General features: G+C 63.6%; 21 protein-coding genes. 12 read left to right on the plus strand and 9 right to left on the minus strand.

Annotation, left to right across the window (positions count from 1 at the left end; all coding sequences use genetic code 11):
• The 11 genes from C7G41_RS08935 to C7G41_RS08985 are packed head-to-tail and all read left to right on the plus strand — an operon-like array spanning position 1 to position 10,379.
• Positions 1–450, plus strand: coding sequence for an SRPBCC family protein (locus C7G41_RS08935; protein ID WP_106942227.1), 450 nt, complete (start codon positions 1–3; stop codon positions 448–450).
• Entirely contained in the window at positions 447–1,265 is an 819-nt protein-coding gene (locus tag C7G41_RS08940) for a xanthine dehydrogenase family protein subunit M (RefSeq protein WP_106942228.1), read from the plus strand. The genes C7G41_RS08935 and C7G41_RS08940 overlap by 4 nt, the downstream gene beginning before the upstream one ends.
• Before the next feature lie 5 nt (positions 1,266–1,270).
• The gene (locus tag C7G41_RS08945; RefSeq protein WP_106942229.1) at positions 1,271–1,747 is read left to right on the plus strand and encodes a (2Fe-2S)-binding protein; all 477 of its coding nucleotides are present in this window, start codon (positions 1,271–1,273) and stop codon (positions 1,745–1,747) included.
• Between the two features lie 11 nt (positions 1,748–1,758).
• On the plus strand, positions 1,759–3,354 hold the full coding sequence (locus tag C7G41_RS08950; RefSeq protein WP_106942230.1) for a xanthine dehydrogenase family protein molybdopterin-binding subunit: 1,596 nt from the start codon (positions 1,759–1,761) through the stop codon (positions 3,352–3,354).
• A gap of 1 nt (position 3,355) precedes the next feature.
• Positions 3,356–4,378 (plus strand): xanthine dehydrogenase family protein molybdopterin-binding subunit, encoded by a 1,023-nt coding sequence (locus C7G41_RS08955; RefSeq protein ID WP_063992928.1) that lies wholly within the window; start codon positions 3,356–3,358, stop codon positions 4,376–4,378.
• A gap of 7 nt (positions 4,379–4,385) precedes the next feature.
• The gene (locus C7G41_RS08960) at positions 4,386–5,267 is read left to right on the plus strand and encodes a MoxR family ATPase (protein ID WP_106942231.1); all 882 of its coding nucleotides are present in this window, start codon (positions 4,386–4,388) and stop codon (positions 5,265–5,267) included.
• Positions 5,264–6,385, plus strand: a complete 1,122-nt coding sequence (locus C7G41_RS08965; RefSeq protein ID WP_106942232.1) for a VWA domain-containing protein — start codon at positions 5,264–5,266, stop codon at positions 6,383–6,385. The genes C7G41_RS08960 and C7G41_RS08965 overlap by 4 nt, the downstream gene beginning before the upstream one ends.
• Positions 6,382–7,266: an amidohydrolase gene (locus C7G41_RS08970; RefSeq protein ID WP_106942233.1), complete on the plus strand. Its 885-nt coding sequence runs from the start codon at positions 6,382–6,384 to the stop codon at positions 7,264–7,266. Before C7G41_RS08965 ends, C7G41_RS08970 begins: the two co-directional genes overlap by 4 nt.
• Before the next feature lie 42 nt (positions 7,267–7,308).
• Positions 7,309–8,157 carry an MBL fold metallo-hydrolase gene (locus tag C7G41_RS08975; RefSeq protein ID WP_027569306.1) on the plus strand — a complete coding sequence of 283 codons (849 nt, stop codon included), beginning with the start codon at positions 7,309–7,311 and terminating at the stop codon, positions 8,155–8,157.
• Positions 8,158–8,174: 17 nt separating this feature from the next.
• On the plus strand, positions 8,175–9,749 hold the full coding sequence (locus C7G41_RS08980; RefSeq protein WP_106942234.1) for an isochorismatase family protein: 1,575 nt from the start codon (positions 8,175–8,177) through the stop codon (positions 9,747–9,749).
• 3 nt (positions 9,750–9,752) lie between these two features.
• Positions 9,753–10,379 carry an FMN-dependent NADH-azoreductase gene (locus C7G41_RS08985; protein ID WP_106942235.1) on the plus strand — a complete coding sequence of 209 codons (627 nt, stop codon included), beginning with the start codon at positions 9,753–9,755 and terminating at the stop codon, positions 10,377–10,379.
• 23 nt (positions 10,380–10,402) lie between these two features.
• On the opposite strand, the gene C7G41_RS08990 is transcribed toward C7G41_RS08985, so the two are convergent.
• Genes C7G41_RS08990 through C7G41_RS09015 form a run of 6 tightly spaced genes read right to left on the minus strand, consistent with a single transcriptional unit; the run spans position 10,403 to position 16,268 of the window.
• Positions 10,403–11,452: a LacI family DNA-binding transcriptional regulator gene (locus C7G41_RS08990; RefSeq protein WP_106942236.1), complete on the minus strand. Its 1,050-nt coding sequence runs from the start codon at positions 11,450–11,452 to the stop codon at positions 10,403–10,405.
• A complete protein-coding gene (locus tag C7G41_RS08995; RefSeq protein ID WP_106942237.1) occupies positions 11,449–12,093 on the minus strand; it encodes a ThuA domain-containing protein in 645 nt (214 codons plus the stop codon). The genes C7G41_RS08990 and C7G41_RS08995 overlap by 4 nt, the downstream gene beginning before the upstream one ends.
• A 10-nt stretch (positions 12,094–12,103) precedes the next feature.
• Complete coding sequence (locus C7G41_RS09000; protein WP_106942238.1) at positions 12,104–13,201, minus strand: Gfo/Idh/MocA family protein; 1,098 nt, start codon at positions 13,199–13,201, stop codon at positions 12,104–12,106.
• A gap of 22 nt (positions 13,202–13,223) precedes the next feature.
• On the minus strand, positions 13,224–14,072 hold the full coding sequence (locus C7G41_RS09005) for a carbohydrate ABC transporter permease (protein WP_106942239.1): 849 nt from the start codon (positions 14,070–14,072) through the stop codon (positions 13,224–13,226).
• Positions 14,065–15,006, minus strand: coding sequence for a carbohydrate ABC transporter permease (locus tag C7G41_RS09010; protein ID WP_106942240.1), 942 nt, complete (start codon positions 15,004–15,006; stop codon positions 14,065–14,067). Before C7G41_RS09010 ends, C7G41_RS09005 begins: the two co-directional genes overlap by 8 nt.
• A 2-nt stretch (positions 15,007–15,008) precedes the next feature.
• Positions 15,009–16,268: an extracellular solute-binding protein gene (locus C7G41_RS09015; protein ID WP_106942241.1), complete on the minus strand. Its 1,260-nt coding sequence runs from the start codon at positions 16,266–16,268 to the stop codon at positions 15,009–15,011.
• Between the two features lie 162 nt (positions 16,269–16,430).
• On the opposite strand from C7G41_RS09015, the gene C7G41_RS09020 reads away from it, so the two are divergent.
• Positions 16,431–17,189: an SDR family NAD(P)-dependent oxidoreductase gene (locus tag C7G41_RS09020; RefSeq protein ID WP_106942242.1), complete on the plus strand. Its 759-nt coding sequence runs from the start codon at positions 16,431–16,433 to the stop codon at positions 17,187–17,189.
• 49 nt (positions 17,190–17,238) lie between these two features.
• Here the strand turns inward: C7G41_RS09020 and C7G41_RS09025 are convergent, their stop codons facing one another.
• The 3 genes from C7G41_RS09025 to C7G41_RS09035 are packed head-to-tail and all read right to left on the minus strand — an operon-like array spanning position 17,239 to position 19,851.
• Positions 17,239–18,282, minus strand: coding sequence for a uroporphyrinogen decarboxylase family protein (locus tag C7G41_RS09025; RefSeq protein ID WP_199198268.1), 1,044 nt, complete (start codon positions 18,280–18,282; stop codon positions 17,239–17,241).
• Positions 18,283–18,318: 36 nt separating this feature from the next.
• Positions 18,319–19,188: a fumarylacetoacetate hydrolase family protein gene (locus C7G41_RS09030; RefSeq protein ID WP_106942243.1), complete on the minus strand. Its 870-nt coding sequence runs from the start codon at positions 19,186–19,188 to the stop codon at positions 18,319–18,321.
• Between the two features lie 3 nt (positions 19,189–19,191).
• Positions 19,192–19,851 carry a polysaccharide deacetylase family protein gene (locus C7G41_RS09035; protein WP_106942244.1) on the minus strand — a complete coding sequence of 220 codons (660 nt, stop codon included), beginning with the start codon at positions 19,849–19,851 and terminating at the stop codon, positions 19,192–19,194.
• Positions 19,852–19,859: the final 8 nt, after the last annotated feature.

Genomic DNA, 19,859 nt, shown 5'->3' on the forward strand with positions numbered 1-19,859 from the left:
GTGCCGCATATCGTCAAGAGCACGATCCTGGATGCGCCGACCGGCTCCGTGTGGGCCGTGCTGCGCGATTTCAACGGGCACGATCGCTGGCATCCGGCGGTCGCGTCCTCCACGATCGAGCGCGCACAGGCCCCAGACAAGATCGGCTGTGTCAGGCGGTTCAAGCTGCAGGACGGCTCGGAGCTGCGCGAACAATTGCTGACGCTGTCGGATCTGGAGCAAACCTTCAGCTATTGCCTGCTCGATACGCCGGTCCCGATGTTCAACTACGTGGCCCACATCCGCCTGCTGCCGGTGACGGACGGCGACCGCACCTTCTGGCACTGGGAATCCCGCTTCTCGACGCGGCCGGAGGACAAGGACCGCATCACCCACATGGTCGCGGAAGACATCTACCAGGCGGGGTTCGAAGCGATCCGCCGGCACCTCAAGGAGGCTGTGTCAACATGACTGTGACGGTGAAGACCTTCACGAGCTCGAGCGAGGCCGCCGCCGCGCTGTCGTCCGATCGCAACGCGCGCTATCTCGGCGGCGGCACGCTGGTGATGCGCGCACTGAACGAAGGCGACATCTCGCTCTCGACCGTCGTGCGCGCCAATGACCAAGCCTTGACGCGCATCGACTCATCCGGCCCGCGGATCACACTGGGGGCTGGCGTGACTTTCGCCCGGATTCTGGGTGAGCGCGACCTCGCTTTCCTGCACGCTCCTGCCCGCTCGATCGGTGGCCCGGCGGTCCGCAACATGGGTACGGTCGGTGGCAATCTGTTCGCGCCCAATCCCTATGGCGATTTCACCGTGGCTCTGCTTGCGCTCGATGCCACGGTGGCCCTGCAAGGCGGCTTTGGATCGCGCGACATTCCAATTGAGGAGTTTTTGCAGTCGCGTGATAGGCAGGCCGGCACGCTCGTGCTGTCGGTGTCCTGCACGCGACCGACCAGCGCGGAGGCTTTCCGCTACCGCAAGATCGCACGGATCAAGCCCAAGGGCGGCTCGGTCATCACGCTCGCCGCACATCTGCCTATCAGTGGCGGACGGATCGCCGGAGCACGGATTGCATTGGGGTCGATGGCGCCGACGCAAATACGTGCGCGGGCGGCCGAACGCGCTCTGGAAGGCCGCGCACTCGATGCCGCGACCGCTGCGGCCGCAGCCTCTGCAGCCGCGGAAGGAACATCGCCGTCCGACAACGCGCTCGGCAGCGCCTGGTACCGCCGTGAGATCGTCGGCGTCCATCTGCGTCGTCTTCTCTTGGGTCAGGAATAGATCGTATGGCCAAGACTGCCCTGCAATTTCGTCACAACGGCAGCGATGTCGCCATTTTCGTTGATGGCGGCACCAACCTTCTCGTTGCACTTCGCGAATTGATCGGCGACATGACGCCGAAGTTCGGTTGCGGCCAGGGCGGCTGCGGCACCTGCAGCGTCCTGATCGACGGCGAGCTGCATCTCTCCTGTCTGACGCTGGCCGAGACCGTTGCCGGCCGCTCCGTCGAGACGTTGGATAGCCTGAAGCAGGGACCCAACCTCCATCCGCTGCAACGCGCCTTTGCCGAGAATTTTGCTGCCCAGTGTGGCTACTGCACGCCGGGCATGCTGATGGCTGCCAAGGCACTGCTCGATCGCAATCCCTCCCCGAGCCACGCTGAAGTCGTCGAGGCGATCTCCGGCAACATCTGCCGGTGCACCGGCTACGAGCCGATCATCAACGCCATCCTCGCCGCTTCCGGCGGCCGGGCGAGCGCCTGAAGGACCAGATCATGCTGGAACTGCGCAAAGACATTTTCGCCGACGAGCGCGACGACAATCTCAAGGAGATCGGCAAGGGCACACAGCGCCAGGACATGCTCGGCCATGTCACGGGTACCTCGAGCTATTTCAACGACCACAAGCTCCAGGGCATGCTGCACCTGAAAGTCGTCCGTTCGACCCATTCGCATGCAAGGATCCGGCGGATCGACACCGCGGACGCCGAGCGCTCAGCCGGCGTGCGCCGGATCATCCGCGGCGCTGACGTTCCCCGCAACCTTAACACGCTCTTGAGCCTGATCAATTTCGGCAAGGACGACGAGCCGTCGCTGGCCGTCGACAAGGTCCGCTACAAGGGTGAACCGATCCTGGCTATCGTCGCCGACAGCGAGCGCGAGGCCTTCGAGGCGATCGCGAAGGTGCGGATCGACTATGAACCGCTGCCGGCCGTGTTCGACGTAGAAGATGCGCTGAAGGCCGGTGCACCAGTCGTCAACGACACTTATCCGAAGAATGCCTTCATTTATCACGACGTATATGACCACCAGAAACTCCGCTTCGGCGACGCCGATGCCGCACTCGCGACCGCCGATCACGTGCTCGAACAGCGCTACCAGATGTCGCCTATCGAGCACGCGCCGACCGAAACCAACGGGTCGATCGCGGCGCCCGACACCAACGGGCGCTATGTCGTCTATACGTCGACGCAGGCATTGTTCTTCTCGGTCGACACCTGCGCCAAGATCCTCGACGTCCCCTCCAACACCTTCCATTTCATTGGCGGCACCGTCGGCGGTGGCTTTGGCGGCAAGGTGGACACGCTGACCGAACCTTTATGCATCCTGGGTGCGATGCTGACGGGACGTCCCGTGCGCTACGTGTTCGGACGCGAAGAAGAGATGCAATACGGCCCGCCGCGCGGCGCCGAGCGCATCTACATCAAGGACGGCGTGATGCGCGACGGCCGTGTCGTCGCGCGAAAGGTCCGCGCATATTTCGACAGCGGCGCATATACGCGGCTCTCGAGCTATGCCGCGGTGAAATGCGCAGCCCATCTGCCAGGGCCCTACACCATCCCGAACGTCTATGGCGACGTCTACTGCGTCTTCACCAACCGCACGCCGGCAACCGCGATGCGCGGCTTCGGCGTCACCGCGATGGATTTTGCGATCGAGTGCCAGATGGACAAGCTCGCAAACCTCGTCGGCATGGATCCGATGGAGTTCCGCATCCTCAATGCCTATCGCGACGGCGACATGAAAGCGCATCGGCGCGAGGCCAAGAACACGGCGCTGGTCGAGTGCGTCCAGGTCGCCGCCGAGAAAGCCAAATGGCCGATCCGCGACGAGTTCAAGCGCGCCTCCTCCCGCAAGGACGGTGGTGGCAACCGCGCCGCCATCCCGCGGACGCCTGCCGACACCCTCGCGAGGACAACCGCGCCGGCGCAGCAGCGCACGACTTATGATCGCCTGCCGACGGCCGCGTTGCGCGAACCACCGCGCGAGCCCCCACCATCCGCGCCGCCCCCGCCACAGCCACCGCGACCAGCATCGCCCGCGCATGGGGCGGGCCGCTTCTCATCCGTGTTCGGCACCAGGAGACGTTGAGATGACACGACATCGCGGACGCGGCATCGCATCGGTCAATTATCCCATCGGCATGAACCTCGGCGGCGATCCCAGCCAGGCCCTGGTTCATTCCAATCCAAGCGGTAAATTCACCGTGGCGCTATCCTCGATCGATCTGGGCCAGGGCATGAAGTCGGTGACGCGGCAGATCTGCGCAGAGACGCTCGGCGTACCCGTCGAGGACGTCTATGTCGACACTGCCGATTCCGACACCGGCCCGCATTGCATGGGCTCGTTCGCCTCGCGCGGCACCCATCGCGTCGGCAATGCCGTGATGGCGGCGGCGCGCGAGGCGCGCGGCGTGATGATGGAGGCCGCCGCAGAGGAGCTCGAGGTCAACGCCGCCGATCTCGAAACCGACGGGCGCGGCAACATCCACGTCAAGGGCGCGCCGCACCGCTCGATCTCCACCAAGGATGTCGCCATCGCCGCGCAGTTCAAACAGGGCAAGACCATCGCGGGCCGTGGCATCTTCCTGGTTCCTCTCTCCAACGTCGATCCGGAAACCGGCGAGATGTCGCCGGCGACCTGTTACGCCCATGCCTGCCTTGTCGCCGAGGTTGAGGTCGACGACGAGACCGGCGAGGTCACGATGATCCGCATGGACTCTGCCTATGAGCTCGGCCGTGCGCTCAATCCGCGCCTGGTCGAGCAACAGCTCGTCGGCGGCGCCTGGATGGGCGTCAGTCACGCGCTCTACGAGACGCCTGAACCCTATTATCCCGACCCTATCCACGGCCCTCGCGACTTCGTCGAATATGTCATGCCTGGTCCTGGCGACATCTGCCCGCATGACATCGCCGTGCTGGAACGCCCCGCTCCCGATGGCCCCTTCGGCGCCAAGGGCCCCGGCGAAATGTGCGCGAATCCCGTATTGCCGGCCGTTGCGAACGCCATCTTCAACGCCGTCGGCGTCCGCATCGACGACCTGCCGATTACGCCGGAGAAGGTGCTGCGCGCGATCAAGGCCGAGGGCGGCGCGCGCCCTCAGGCGCGGCGCTGAGGTCTCGATGGCCGTCCGCAGCAACATTGTCGGCATCGACAGCCCCGAGGCACTGGAGAAGGCGCTTCGGGCGGCCTATTACCTCGCCGACGAGGGACTGGCGACCGCAGCCTATCTCGGGCTGGCACTCGGCAAGCCATTGCTGCTCGAGGGTGCGCCGGGGGTCGGCAAGACCGAGGCCGCCAAAGCCATCGCCGCCGTACTCGGCCGCCGCCTGATCCGCCTGCAATGCTACGAAGGCATCGACGCGTCCGCCGCACTCTATGAATGGAACTATCCGCGCCAGATGCTCGCAATCCGCCAGGCCGGCGATGAGAGCATCGATATCTACGGCGAGGCGTTTCTGATCGAGCGACCGATGCTGGCGACGCTGCGCGCGCCTGACTCAACCGTGCTGCTGATCGACGAAATCGATCGCGCCGACCAGGAGTTCGAAGCTTTCCTGCTCGAGTTTCTGTCCGACTTCCAGATCTCGATCCCGGAGCGCGGTACGGTGCGTGCCTCGGAGCGCCCGGTCGTGGTGCTGACCTCAAACCGCACGCGGGATCTTCACGAAGCCTTGCGGAGGCGGTGCGTCTATCACTGGATCGGCTATCCCTCCGCCGAGCGTGAAGCACGCATCGTGATGATGCGGGCCTCCAGCGTCGCTGAAGGGACCGCGCGGGCCGTCGTCGCGGCCGTCGAGAAGCTGCGACGCGAGCCGCTCAGCAAGGCGCCCGGGATCGCCGAAGCCGTCGACTGGGCTGAGGCTGCCACACTGCTGCACAAGGGCGGCGCGCGCTGGCCCGATGCCTTCAGGCGCTCGATCGGCGTTGCCCTGAAAGACGAGGAAGATCTGCACTTCATTTCGCCGCGCCTCGACGCCCTGCTGGCGGAGTCCTCTGCATGAGCGCCGAACCCGAACTGCCGCGCGCTGCGCGTGTTTTCATCTCGTTCGTCGGATTGTTGCGAACCAACAGATTTGCCGTCGCACCGGAACAGACGACCTCGTTCCTGGCCGCGATCCAGTTGCTCGGCCCACGCAGCCTGGAAGACATTCGGCACGCAGCCCTCGCAACACTGGCCCCCCCACCGGAGCGTCGCGCAACGTTCGACCGGCTGTTCGATCTGCACTTTCGCGGAAACGAGGCAATCGAGCGCGTCGATGACGGTGAGGACGACGAGACAGTTCGGCTACAGGAGGAGGCCCGTGGCAACGACGAGCCGCTGTTGTCGGACGAGGTCAATGAGTCCGGTCTCGCAGCCGCACGCGCCGAAGCCCTGGTCGAGCGCCGCTTTGCGCAGCTCTCGACCACCGATGCGCTGCGCCGGCTGTCCCGTGAGGCGCCCAGGCGCCTGCCGAAGCGGCGCGGCCATCGCCGCATGCGGGCTCGCAGCGGGCCCTATGCGGATTTGCGCCGCACCTTACGCGACTCCGTTCGCAGCGACGGCGAAATCCTCCGGCTGGGACGTTTGAAGCGGCGGCAGCGCCCACGCAAGGTGTTGCTTCTGATTGACGTCTCCGGCTCGATGAAGACCCGTACCGAAGAGAATATGAAGTTCGCGCACACGCTGGTGCAGGCGGCACCCAACGTCGAGGTCTTCACCTTCGGCACGCGGCTGACCCGCATCACCCGCCCGATGCGCCTCAAGCGGCGCGAGCAGGCGCTCAACGCCGCGGCCCACGTGGTCAGCGACTGGGACGGCGGCACCCGAATCGGAGACGCGCTTCAGGCCTTTCTCGCCGTGCCCCGCTTCGGCGGATACGCGCGGGGCGCCGCCGTGATCATCGTCTCCGACGGCCTGGAGCGGGGCGAACCCGACGCGCTGCGCGATGCGGTAGCGAAACTATCGCGCCGTGCGTGGCGCGTGAGCTGGCTGACACCGCTCGCGGCTGGTCCCGGCTTTCGCCCGCAGACCGAAGCGCTGGTCGCGATCGAGCGCTTCGTCGACGACCTCGTGGATGGTGGATCAAGCGCGTCGATTGTCGCCCATGTGCTGGCGCTGGGACAAAGGAGAGTTGCGTGACCGACATCGTCGATGGGCACCATCATATCTGGCGCCAGGCCGACCTGCCCTGGCTGGTGGGTCCGATGCAGCCGCGCATCTTCGGTCCGTACGAGCCGATCCGGCGCGATTATCCGATCGAGGAGTATCTCGGCGACCTCGAAGGCAGCGGCGTCACCCGCTCGGTCTATGTCCAGACCAACTGGGCCAATGACCGCTTCGAGGACGAGGCCGCCTGGGTGCAGCAGACGGCCGAGGAGCACGGCTGGCCGCATGCCATCGTGGCTTACGCCGATTTTTCGGTGGACGACGTGCGTCCGCAGCTCGACCGCTTGAAGCGCTATGCCCTCGTGCGCGGCGTCCGCATGCAACTTCATTGGCACGAGAACCCGCTTTATCGCTTTGCCGCGCGGCCGGATCTTTGCACCGATCCCGTGATCCAGCGCAACGTCGCCCGGCTTGCGGACTATGGCTGGAGCTTTGACCTTCAGGTGTTCACGCCGCAGATGCCAGACGCCGCACACCTTGCGGAAGCCTGCCCGAAGGTGACCTTCATCCTGCAGCACGCCGGCATGCTGGAGGACCTTTCACCCTCAGGCCGCGCCGCGTGGCGCGCCGGGATGGCCCGCCTCGCCGCATGCCCGAACGTCGTCTCGAAACTGTCGGGGCTCGGAACCTTCATCCACCGCAACGACCCCGCGCATATCGCATCCGTCCTGACCGACACGATTGCGATCTTCGGCGCCGAACGTTGCCTGTTCGGCTCGAATTTCCCAATCGAGAAATTGTGGACCAGCTACCGCGAGTTGATCGACGCGTTCCGTGGCGCGGCGGCGCCGCTCCGCGATGATCAGCGCGAAGCCATTTTCAGAACCACCGCCATGCGCGTCTATCGGCTTTGAGAGCTGAGGAAACGAACGAAAACGGACACAGGGAGGGACGGAATGCCGCTGGAGATCAAGATCCTGGACTATGGCGATATCGAGCTGGAATCGAGCTTTCTGGTTCTCGGCCACGACTGCGGCCGGACCCGCCGTGTCCTCACCCTCGGCTTCCTGATCCTCGGCGGCAAATATCCGGTCGTGGTAGACACGGGTTACCGCTCCAACCAGATCATGGAAACGCTGGGGATGCGCGGCCTGCAGTATCACGAGCACATGATCGAGAACCAGCTTGCGCGGCACGGCGTGCGGATGGGCGATGTGCGATTCGTCTGCCACACCCATCTGCATATCGACCACGCCGGCAAGGACGATCTGTTTCCGATGAACACGACCGTCGTCCTCAACCGTCGGGAGCTCGAGTATTCCGTGTCCGGCCTGATGCATCCGCAATATCCGGCGCCGGATATCAAGCATCTGATCGACCGTCTGCACACCAAGAGTGCGCTGCGCTTTCTTGACCTCGAGATCACAGGTCCCATCGAGCTAATGCCGGGCGTCTACTGCGACGCAGCGAATGCGCATACCGAGGGCTCGATGAACATCATCGTCGAAACCGCCGACGGCATCGCCACTATCTGCGGCGACGTCATCTATGATTTCAACGACCAGATCGTGACGCCCTTCAACGAGATCCACGACTGGGAGCCACGCACCACGGGCAACCACGGCACCACCAAGCGGGCCGAGAAGGCCGCCATCAAAAAGCTGCTCAGCAATTCGCGCTATCTGCTGCCGGTCCACGACCGTCCCGCCAAGATCGAGGGCGGCAACGTCGTCGGCAGGCTACACGACCAGGTGCCTGGGCCGATCGTGCAGTCCCTGCCCCAGCGCAACTGGTTTCCTGCCTAGACGCCAGAGGATGGACGATGACGCACGTCACCTTGCGCTCCGAATTCGAGACCCTGATCGATCCTTATGCGCCGGTCGCGCAGATCGGCACCGGCTTCGACTTTACGGAGGGACCGATCTGGCATCCGGTCGATCATTATCTGCTGTTCTCGGACATGCCAGGCGACGTGCGCCGGCGCTGGGATGCGCGGCGCGGCATCGCCGAGGTCAAGCGTCCCTCGAACAAATGCAACGGCATGACCTATGACGCCGAACTCAATTTGATCGTTTGCGAGCACGCGACATCGTCGTTGATCCGCGAGCGGCCAGACGGACGACGCGAGGTGCTGGCCTCGCACTTTGGGGGACAGGAGCTCAACAGCCCCAACGACGTCTGTGTGCACTCCTCCGGCGCCATCTATTTCTCGGATCCCTGGTATGGCCGCATGCCGGTCTATGGCGTCGAGCGGCCAAGGCAGCTCGGCTTCCAGGGCGTCTATCGCGTCGTGCCCGGCGCCGACCCGAAGCTCGTCGTGGACCGCAATCTGTTCGACCAGCCAAACGGTCTGTGCTTTTCGCCGGACGAGAAGATGCTCTATGTCAACGACACCGTGCAGGCACTGATCCGCGTGTTCGATGTCAATTCCGACGGTTCGCTGTCGACCGCACGGGTGTTCGCAAGCGGCATCCGCTCCGAGCTCGAGCCCGGCTTGCCCGACGGCATGAAGTGCGACCAGCACGGCAACGTCTGGGTCACGGCACCCGGCGGGGTCTGGGTCTATTCGCCGCGGAGCGAGCTGCTCGGCAAGCTCCGCCTGCCCGAACTCGTCGCCAACCTTACCTGGGGCGGGCCGGATTTCCGCACGTTGTACCTGACTTCGACGCACTCGGTCTATGCTGTCCCGACCAAGGTCGGCCCGCGCCACGAGCCCTATATGAGCGGCAAGCGAGGTAGCAGCACTGCAGCGGCCGGCTCTGCTTCCGCTGCATCCGTGCTCGCCGACGGCGAGATGCAGCTCGACCCTCGACGCTGTGCCATGATCATCCAGGATCTCCAGAACGACGTCATCATGGACGGTGGTGCCTTTGCCGATTCCGGGGCACCAGGTCACGCGAAGCAGCAGCACGTCGTCGAAAACGTCCGGCGTCTTGCGGAAACTGCGCGCGCCCGCGGCGTCGCCGTCATTCATGTCTGGTTCGTCGTCGAACCCGGCGCGCCCGGCGTGACGCTGAATGCGCCGCTGTTCGAAGGTCTCGTCGACAGCAAGGCGATGGTGCGCGGAAGCTGGGGGGCGGCACCGGTGTCAGGTCTCGAGCCGAGGCCCGGCGATTTCGTGGTCGAGAAGGTGCGAATGAGCGCCTGGGAAGGCACGAAGCTCGAAACGATCCTGAAAGCCACCGGCCGCGACATGATCATCAACACCGGCGCCTGGACCAACATGTCGGTCGAGCACACGGCACGGACCGGCGCCGACAAGGGCTATTTCATGATCGTTCCTGAGGATTGCTGCTCGACCATGAATTCGGAGTGGCACGCTGCATCGATCAACTTCGCCATGCAGAACGTCGCCGTCGTGACCAAGGCCGATGCGGTCATCAAAGCGCTGGGATGAGCGGTGGCGAAGCTCCTGCACCTGTCCTGCTCGCCCCGCGACGACTCCTGGTCAAGCGCCGGCGCACGCGTTTTCCTTGACGGCTTTCGCCGAGCTCGGCCCGACTGGGACGTGGACGTCATGAATCTCTGGCGGGAGCGCCTGCCAGAGTTTTCAGGCCCCATTGTCGAAGCCAAATATGCACAGATGAAGGCGCAAGCCTTCAACGACGCGCAGCGGGACAGCTTTGCGGAAGCCGAGCGGATGGCGGTACGCTTGGCGCTTGCCGATCGTGTGCTGATCTCAACTCCCATGTGGAACTTCAGCATTCCCTATAAGCTCAAGCAATGGTTCGACATCATCGTCCAGCCCGGGCTCACCTTTCGGTTCGACCCGTCCCTGGGGTATGTCCCGCTGCTGAAGGACCGGCCGACCATCGTCATCATCGCCAGCGGCAGCGATTTCGCCACCGGAATGAACCGCGGGCGCATCGACATGGCAACGCCTTACCTGCGTGAAATTTTGCGTTTTGTCGGGATCAACAATGTCCATTTCATTCCAATCGGACCAACCACTGGACCACAACAGCCCATTGAGGTGGCCCGCGAAAGAGCCCATCAACGTCTGGCGGCAATGGCCGCGAGCTTCTGACGCGCCCTGCAGGCCAGTCGAGGCTACGGCAGATTGTCCCGCAGAAAAATGTCGATGCGGATGCGCTCCTGGTCGGGGCTGATGGGCTCGCCCGAACAATGCGCGAGCAGGATTCGCGCAGCAGACCGTGCCTCGTGGCCGGGATCCTGGTTGATGATGGCATCAAGTGCGCCGCGGACCAGGAAACGCCGAGTGTATTGAGTCAGCTCATGGGCAATCCAGACCACCTCGCGCGCGCGTCCCGAGGCCTCGAGCGCGTCGGCGATGCCACGGTTCCCGGCACCGCAGGAGTATATGCCGCGCAGATCGGGCTGGCGCGCGAGCAGCGCCGCCGTGAGCTCCCGCGTGCGCTCGCTGTCGTCGCGGCCCTCGATCACCAGTAGCGCGAGCAGGTTCGGATATTCGCCGGACAGGATCTGGTGGAAGCCGAATTGCCGTTCGGTGTGATCGCGCAGCGACAACGATCCCGCTATCACGGCCACCGTCCCCTCGCGACCAGCGAGGAACCGTCCCATCAGCGTTGCAGCGGTGCGGCCTGCCGCAGGATTGTCGATGCCGACATAGTGCAGCCGGCGCGAGCTCGGCGCGTCCGACACAAGGGTCACCACAGCGACGCCGCGCGTAGTGAGTTCGTCGATCGCGGCGCGCACCCTCGGATGATCGAGCGCGATGACGGCGACGCCCTGGTAGGCGGGCGAAAGATTTTCCAGTGCGGCAGCGAGTACGTCCGGATCGAACACGTCGACATGCAGGATATCAATGAAGCCGCGCTGGCCGGCGAGCCAGTCCGCAGTGCGCTGGACCTGCTCGGTCAGGTTGGTCATGAAGCTGTTGCTGCCCGTCGGCAGCACGAAGGCAAAGCGGAACGTCTGCCCCCGGGCAAGCCGTGCGGCCGCGACGTCGGCTCGATAGCCGAGTTTTGCCACCGCGGCCTCGACCCGCGCGACGGTCTTGGCACGCACGCCCTCACGCCGGTTGACGACGCGGTCGACCGTGGCGAGAGAAACACCCGCCGTGCGCGCGACGTCCTCAAGCGTGGCGCGAATCACCGACTGGGTCGCAACGGCTGTCATTCGCGCGCAGCCCACAACATGCCGCGGACCATCAACGTTCGAATCTCCGGTACGTCGAGCTCGTAGGCGCGGTGGCCGAGCGAGGAATAGAACACCCTGCCCGCGCCGTATCGCTTCTTCCAGACGACGGGCATCACCACGCCCTCGATCCAGGGCGCGTGCTCGCCGCTGAAGGTCGTCGTCGCCAACACCTCGTTGGCCGGGTCGACATGCATGTAGTACTGCTCGGAACGATGCTCGAAACTCTTCAGGCCCTTCATGATGGGATCATCCGGCTTCGTCAAGTCGACCTTGTAGTCGATGATATTGCCGGGATGCGCAACCCACTGCCCGCCGCACAGGAACTGGTAATCGACGGAATCGCGGAATGCATCGCCCATGCCGCCATGATGGCCGGCGAGCCCGACGCCGCTACGGACGGCAGCGCAGAGATTGAGCGCTTCCGCCTTCTCGATTGTCGACATGGTATAGATCGGGATGATCAGCGACAAATCGTGAATCGCGGGATCGGCGAACGCAGCGGTGGTGGTTTCGATCCGCACCTCGAAGCCTTCCGCCATCAGCCAGCCGCGGATCATCGAAGCACAGAGATCAGGATCGTGGCCCGGCCAGCCGCCCCATATAATCATTGCCTTGCGCATGTTTCTGTCCTTAGTCGATCTGTCCGGTTTCACGCCCGGCCGGCAGCATCGCCGGCCGCTCGACGCAGCTCTCGATCTTGACGCGCCGTCCTTCGTCGGCGGAGGTCTGGAACGCCTCCATCACCTCCAGCACATGGAATGCGAGCGCGCCGCTGGCACGATGCGGCCGGTTGTTCAGGATCGCGGAGGCCATGTCGGCGACGCCAATGGAACGGAACTCACCGTCGACATGACCGTGAGTCAGCGGCACCGGCTCCCATTCGCCGCCGGTCTTGGCGACCTGTACTTCGCCGCCGAAGCGGTTCGGGTCCGGCACCAGCATGCTGCCCTTGTCGCCATAGATCTCGATCGGTGCGTGCCGGTGCTTCGGCACGTCAAAGCTCATCGCGATCAAGACGACCGCCCCGCTCTCAAATTCGAGCGTGCCGGCGACATGGGTCGCAACTTCGACCGGGATCAACGTTCCGTTCATCGGCTGGCTGGTGACCAGCCGCTCGGATTTCGGACGCGCGGTCGAGCCCATCACGCTCGCCACGGGGCCGAGCAGCTGCACGAGGTCGGTGATGTAGTACGGGCCCATGTCAAGCATCGGCCCACCGCCGCGCAAATAGTAGAAACCCGGTGCCGGATGCCAACGCTCGTGGCCGGGGCAGCCGAAGAACGCGCTGCCGGCCACAGGCGTGCCGATCGCGCCATCGTCGATCAGCTTGCGCGCGGTCTGGTGCCCGCCGCCAAGGAACGTATCGGGCGCGCAGCCGACACGAAGACCCTTTTGCGCGGCGAGATCCATCACCTTGCGGGCTTCCGTGACGTTGATGCCGAGCGGCTTTTCCGAGTGAACGTGCTTGCCGGCGTTCAGCACTGCGAGGCTGACGTCGGTGTGGGCGAGTGGCACCGTAAGATTGATGACGATCTCGACGTCGTCTCGCTTGAGCAGTTGATCAACCCGCATCGCCGGCAACCCGAAGGCGGCGCCCTGCCGCTCCGCGACATCGCTGCGCATATCCGCGAGCGCCTTGATGTCCATGACCGGGAAGCGCTGGGCTGCCTTCAGATAAGCGGTGCTGATATTGCCGCAGCCGATGATGCCGATGCCGACTTTTCTCATTTCGATCTCCGTGAGGTACCGTTCATCCCTTGACCGCGCCTGCGGTGAGGCCTGCGACGATGTGCTTTTGCGCCAGGAGGAAGAGAATGATCGTCGGCAGGATGGTCAACGTGATGAAGGCCAGGATCAGATGCCACTCGGACGAATACTCGCCCTGATAAATCATGATACCGAGCGGCCAGGGATAGAGCGCGTCGGTGTTGAGCATCACCAGCGGCAACAGATAGGCATTCCAGCTGTTGACGAAGGTGATGGTACCGACGGTCGCCAGGATCGGCCGCGACAAGGGCAACGTCACATAGCGGAAGAATTTGATATAGCTGCAGCCGTCGACCAGCGCGGCCTCCAGCAGCTCGTACGGAATGTCCTTGAAGAAACGCCGCAGCAGCAGCACGCTCATCGCAAGACCGAAGGCCGCCTGCGGCAGGGCAACGCCAAAATATGTATCGAGCAATCCGAGATCGCGCACCTTGATGAAGAGCGGCAGCACCGCCGTCGCAGCCGGAAACAGCAGGCCCAGCGTCAGGTAGCTCAGCAGCATCGAGCTGCCATAGAACCTGATATGGGCAAAGGTGAACGCCGCCATCGAAGCGACGATCAGGGTCAGGGCCACCGTGAGGGTCGAGATGATCAGCGAGTTCCGCAAGAGCTGCCAGTAGCGTGCAGAGAACAGGATATCAGCGTAGTTCTGCCACTCCCAGTGACGTGGCAGGCCGAACGGGTTGACGCGCAATTCGCCAAGCGATTTGAAGCCACCGAACAAGGTCGCGAGCAGCGGCACCACGACGATGATGGCAACGACGGCGAGGAACACCATCTTGAACAGCATTGTGGGATCGAACGGCGCGCGGATCGCCTTGGCGTTACTCATCGCGCATGAACCATCGCTTGTACGTGAAGGCAAAGGTCACGCAGATCGCGAACAGGATGACGCCGATGGCACTGCCGTAGCCGACCCGCATCCGTGAGATGCCGTTGTTGTAGAGAAAGCTCACCATCGTGTTCGAGGAGTCCGCGGGCCCGCCGCGCGTCAATGGCATGACGAGATCGAACAGCTGCAGCGAGCCGACGATGGCGAAGAACACGGAGAGCCGAATTGTCGGATAGAGCAACGGGATGACCACATGTCGCAGGACTTGCGATCGGGTCGCGCCGTCGATACGCGCCGCCTCGACCAGGCTCTTGTCGAGGCCTTGGAGCGCTGCGATGAACAGCATCATGTGGAAGCCAAAGTACTTCCAGACGATCACGATCAGCACCGCCAGCATGGCCGTATCCGTCGAGGCAAGCAGATGCGGAGGCTCGGCGCCGAAGCTGCGCCAGATCGACGCTACAAGGCCGTAGTCGCCATCATAAACGAAGCTGAAGATCAGCCCGGTCGCGATCTCCGCCAGGATATAGGGCATGAAGAACAACATGCGCAGCGCCACCGCCCCACGAAAGCGCTCGGCGAGCATCAAGGCCAGCGTGAGCGCAAGCGGCAGCTGGATGGCGAGCGAAACAGCGATGATCAACCCGTTGTTACGCAGCGCGAGCCAGAAGGCGCGTGTCTCCAGCACAAAGCGGTAATTGTCCAGGCCAATCCAGTTGGTCGGCCTGCCAAACCCGTTCCAATTGAAGCCCGAATACCAGGCTGCTTCGCCGATCGGCAGCACAACGAACAACGTGAACAATAGCAGCGCCGGCGGCAGGAACAGGACGAGCACGGTCAGCCTGCTGTCCCAACTCGGGCCACGGACCGTAACCCGCGGTACCATCTCGCCCGCAGCGCCGATCGCCGACACGCTCGCGGTCCGCCGCGCCACCGTCAATTGCCCTGCTTCCACGCCGCCTCGATCGCCTTGGCAGCCTCTTGCGGGCTCATGCTGCCACCAGCGATCTCGGCGGTGACGTCGTTGACGACGCGGCCGACCGATGGACCCAGGCTCTGGTCATAGAAGTTCTGGTGGTAGTTCGACTTCGCCAGATTGGCGGCGATCAGCTTCATGAAGGCGTTGTTCAGCCCTGCGTCCGCGCCCTGCACCACCGGGATAATGAAGTTGCCCGCGGCAAGCCGCGTCTGCACATCTTTGGACACGAAGTATTTCAGGAAATCGACAGCCTCCTTGGGCGAGCCTTTCGTAATCAGCCAACCGGTGATGCCGCCGAGCGTATCGGTCGCCGCGCCCTTGCCGCCGGTCACGACCGGGAAGTCGAACCAGCACATCTTGTCTTCGGTCAATCCGACCTTGTCGGCGGCGAGAGCGCGTTGCAGATGATAGACCGTGCTGATCGCGAGCGTCATCGCCGCCTTGCCGTCACCGAAATAGCCGACGGCCTGCGGATTCTTGAAACCAAGGAAGCCATTCTGGAACGGCTGGAGATCCACGAGCTGCTTGAACAGCTCGCCGGATTTCAGGAAGGTTTCCCCGGCGAAGCCGCCATTCTCGCCACGCAACGCCGCATCGAACGCCGCCTTGCCGCCGATACGCACCGCAAGATGCGTCCAGTAGAAGTGCAGCGGCCATTTGTCGGCGCCGCCGACCACGATCGGGGTCACGCCGGCGGATTTCAACGTCTTCACGGCAGCAAGCAGATCGTCCCAGCTCTTGATCCCGGCAGGATCGACCTTCGCCTTGGCCATCAGCTCCTTGTTGCAGAGGAAGCCAACCTGCGAGAGCGCTGTGGGCAGACCGTAGACACGGCCGTTGCTGGTGAAGGCGGCGACCGCCGCCGGTGTCAGACTGTCGCTGTAACCCTTCACAGAATCGGTGATGTCGTCGAGCACACCGGCCTCGATCTGCGTCTTCAGGACACCGCCGGCCCAGCTGTAGATGATGTTGGGCCGGTCCTTGGATTGCAGGATGGTCGGCAGCTTGGCCTTGTAGGACTCGTTCTCGAGGAACTGCATCTCGACCTTGACGCCCGGATGCGATCCCTCATAGGCGCGCGCAACCTCCTCCCAGATTTTGACCTGGGCAGGGTTGGCCTCGATGTGCAGCCACTTGACCGTCGTGTCGGCCACAGCGAGTTTCGCTCCGAACAGGCATGCGACAACGGCCAGTCCCAGTTTCCCGAGCAGTCTCATCACATCCTCCCAACGGATCTTATTCTTTGGTGCAATCCTGCCTTCGATTTTTGAGGTACGCAACTGAAATTCTGACCTATGCACCTCACGAAGGAGATAGCTAAGGTGCGCGGGAGAGTCGGGCCGCGCGTCGCTGCCCCAACGCAAATCGAGGGAATATCCATGGCTGCCGTTTATTCCGACCTCGCCGGCAAGGTCGTTCTCGTCACCGGGGGCGCATCCGGAATTGGCGCTGCGATCGTGCGGCGCTTCGCACAGCAGAAATCCAATGTCGTGTTCTTCGACATCAAAGCCGATGAGGGCCAATCCCTGGCACGCGAGCTATCGGATCAAGGTCTCGGCGCGCATTTCATGCGTGTCGACTTGACCGATATCACAGCGTTACGTGCCGGCGTCGCGGAGGCGCGCAACGTGCACGGCGCGATCAACATCCTCGTCAACAATGCCGCGCATGACGAGCGGCACAGCACCGAGGAAATGACACCGGAATATTGGGACGACCGCATCGCGGTCAACTTGAAGCACCAGTTCTTTGCTGCGCAGGCCGTGTTGCCGGACATGAAGGCGGCGAACGCCGGCGCCATCATCAATTTCGGCTCGGTGTCGTGGATCGCCGGACAAGGCGGCATGGCCGCCTACACCGCCAGCAAATCAGGCGTGATCGGTCTCACTCGCTCTCTGGCGCGCGATTACGGCGCCTACAATATCCGCGTGAACGCGATAGCGCCGGGATGGATCATGACTGAGCGCCAGCTCGATAAATGGATGACGCCACAGGGCGAGGTCGAGCTGATGCAACGACAATGCCTGAAGCGCAAGCTCATGCCGGACGAGGTCGCGAAGTTCACTATCTTCCTCGCTTCGGAAGAGGCTTCCGCCTGCACAGCCCAGCACTACATCGTCGACGGCGGCTGGGTCTGAGTCGGACCAGGCCGGATCGTGCATTGCTTGCGAGCGGCTCGGAACCTCGTCAACCAAGCTCATGCCGAACCTTGGCCGCCGCATCGCACATCGCCTTCAACTTCCCAAACGCGACAGCGCGTGGCATGTATTTCATGCCGCAATCGGGCGCCGGAACGAGACGCTCAGGCGACACATATTTCAGGCCGTTGCGAATGCGGTCGGCGACCGTCTCGACGCTCTCGATCTGGGGGTCTGCGAGGTCGAGCACGCCGAGCATGATCTTCTTTGACGAGAGATCCTTCAGAACACCGAGGTCGAGTTTTGGCTGCGCCGCCTCGATCGAGATCTGGTCGGCAGTCGTATCATCGAGCTCGGCGAGGAACGAATAACCGGCCGGCTTGTTCGAGCCCGGCACGATCGCCGCATAGCCGAAACAGAGATGCACGACGGTCGGCACTGTGATGCCCTTCAGCGCGCGGTTGATCGCCTTGACGGCGTAGCGCTTGGCGCACTCCGGATTGTTCCGTACCCAGGGCTCGTCCAGCTGGATCACGTCTGCGCCAGCTCTTTGCAGATCGAGCGCCTCGGCATTGACGGCCTCCGCCAGAGCCATCGCGAGTTCTTCGTCGTCCTTGTAGAACTCGTTCTTGGCCTGCTGGCTCATGGTGAAAGGACCCGGCAGGGTGATCTTCGCTGCACGATCGGTGTTCCTGCGCAGGAACTGCATGTCGTGCAGCTCGACCGGCCCCTTGCGTTTCACCGGTCCGACGACGCGCGGCACCGGGGTCTGGGTATTGCCGGTGCGCGCCACGATCATCGCGGGATTGTCCCCGTCGATGCCGTCGAGCGCCGTGGCGAAGCGATTGGAGTAGCTCTCGCGGCGGATTTCGCCATCGGTCACGATGTCGATGCCGGCGCGCTCCATGTCGCGGATCGCGACGATCGTCGCATCGTCCTGTGCCTCCTCCAGATGTTCCGCCGGCAACCGCCACATGTCGTGCAGGCGGGTGCGCGGCACCACCTTCGACAGCATGGCGCGATTCACGAGCCATTCCGGTTGCGGATAACTTCCGACCACCGTGGTCGGGAGGATATGCGTTGGCATCGGCATGAGGGTCTCCTTCTTGTTGTTGTCGAGCGCAGCGAATCAAGCTGCGCGCGTCGCCTTGGCCGGCTCTTCGTCCTTTACGGGATTGCGGAGAATCCCGATCCCGGAAATCTCGATCTCCACGACATCGCCCCCCTTCATCCACAGCGGCGGATTGCGGTAAGCGCCGACACCGCCGGTCGTGCCCGTGACGATGACGTCGCCTGGCGCGAGTTCGGTGAAGGTCGAGCAGTAAGCAATCAGCGCCGGCACGTCGAAGACGAGATCGGAGATCGGGGCCTTCTGCACCTCGACGCCGTTCAGCCGGGTAATCAAGGTCTGCTTGCTGACGTCGGTCAATTCGTCGGTCGTGACGATCCAGGGCCCGAAGCCGCCCGTGCCGGCGAAATTCTTGCCGGGCGCGAATTGCGAGGTGTGGCGCTGCCAGTCGCGGATGCTGCCGTCATTGTAGCAGGCATAACCGGCGACATGGCTCAACGCGGCTTCGCGCGAGATGCGGCGGCCGGCCTTGCCGATGACAACCGCCATCTCGCCCTCATAGTCGAAGCGCTCGGATTCGAGCGGCCGGATCATCGGCTGGCCATGTCCGACCTGGCTGTTGGCGAAGCGGGTGAATATCATCGGGTGTGGCGGGGTGGGATGGCCGCTCTCGGCCAGATGGGTGGCGTAATTGACGCCGATGCAGAAGATCTTGTCGGGATCGGGAACCGTCGGCAGCAGCGTGACGTCCCGCAGCGCGTAGTCGGGCTTCTCGCCGGCAAGCTTCTTCAGTTCGTCGAGCGATCCCTTGGCAAGCAGCGTCTTCAGCGTCGGATATGCCTTGAGACGCTTGCCGGCATCGATGACGCCGTTGTCGGTGACAATGCCAAAGCTCGCGGTGCCGGCGATCGTGAAACTTGCGATTTTCATCAGTCAAACGCTCTCTTCGATGGAGGAAACATAGTCGTTGATCGGAAGTGCGATCGCGCCATTGCGGATCGGAACGCATTGTGGCGGGAAATCCTGGCGGAAGCGGGCGCCGGCCGCCTCGGCGCGGTCGAGGAACCGCTCCAGATGGTCCATCGCTCCGGTTGGAAGATCGTGCAGGACCATCAGCGTCCAGGGCTGCCGGCTGCACTGGACAACGGCTCGCTCGGTCCAGCCGTCGGGATCGTCCCAGTCGCGGGGGATCGCATTCCAGAGCACGCAGCTGTGCTTGTTGCGGGTGAGGTAATCGACGACGGACGGCTTCAGCAACCGCGTATCAAGATTGCCGCCGCCACCGAACGGCCGGAACCAGCGCTGCGGATGGGCGAGATCACCGATCGCAGCCTGCGTGCGGCCAATTTCGCTCTTTGCTGTATCGCGATCCGGCTGCTCACCGAGCGGGACGCTGTGGGTGAAGGTGTGATTGCCGATCCAGTGCCCCTCCCCGTGCGCGCGCTTCGCAAGGCCATGTCGCGCGGGATCGGCGAGCTTCTCGCCGATGACGAAGAACGTGGTCTTGATGCCGCGCTCGCCCAGGATATCGAGCACGCGCGGCGTCACGCTGGGATCAGGGCCGTTGTCGAATGTCAGGGTCAGATCGAACACGCGAAATT

The sequence above is a fragment of the Bradyrhizobium sp. MOS002 genome, assembly GCF_003020115.1.
GTDB lineage: Bacteria > Pseudomonadota > Alphaproteobacteria > Rhizobiales > Xanthobacteraceae > Bradyrhizobium.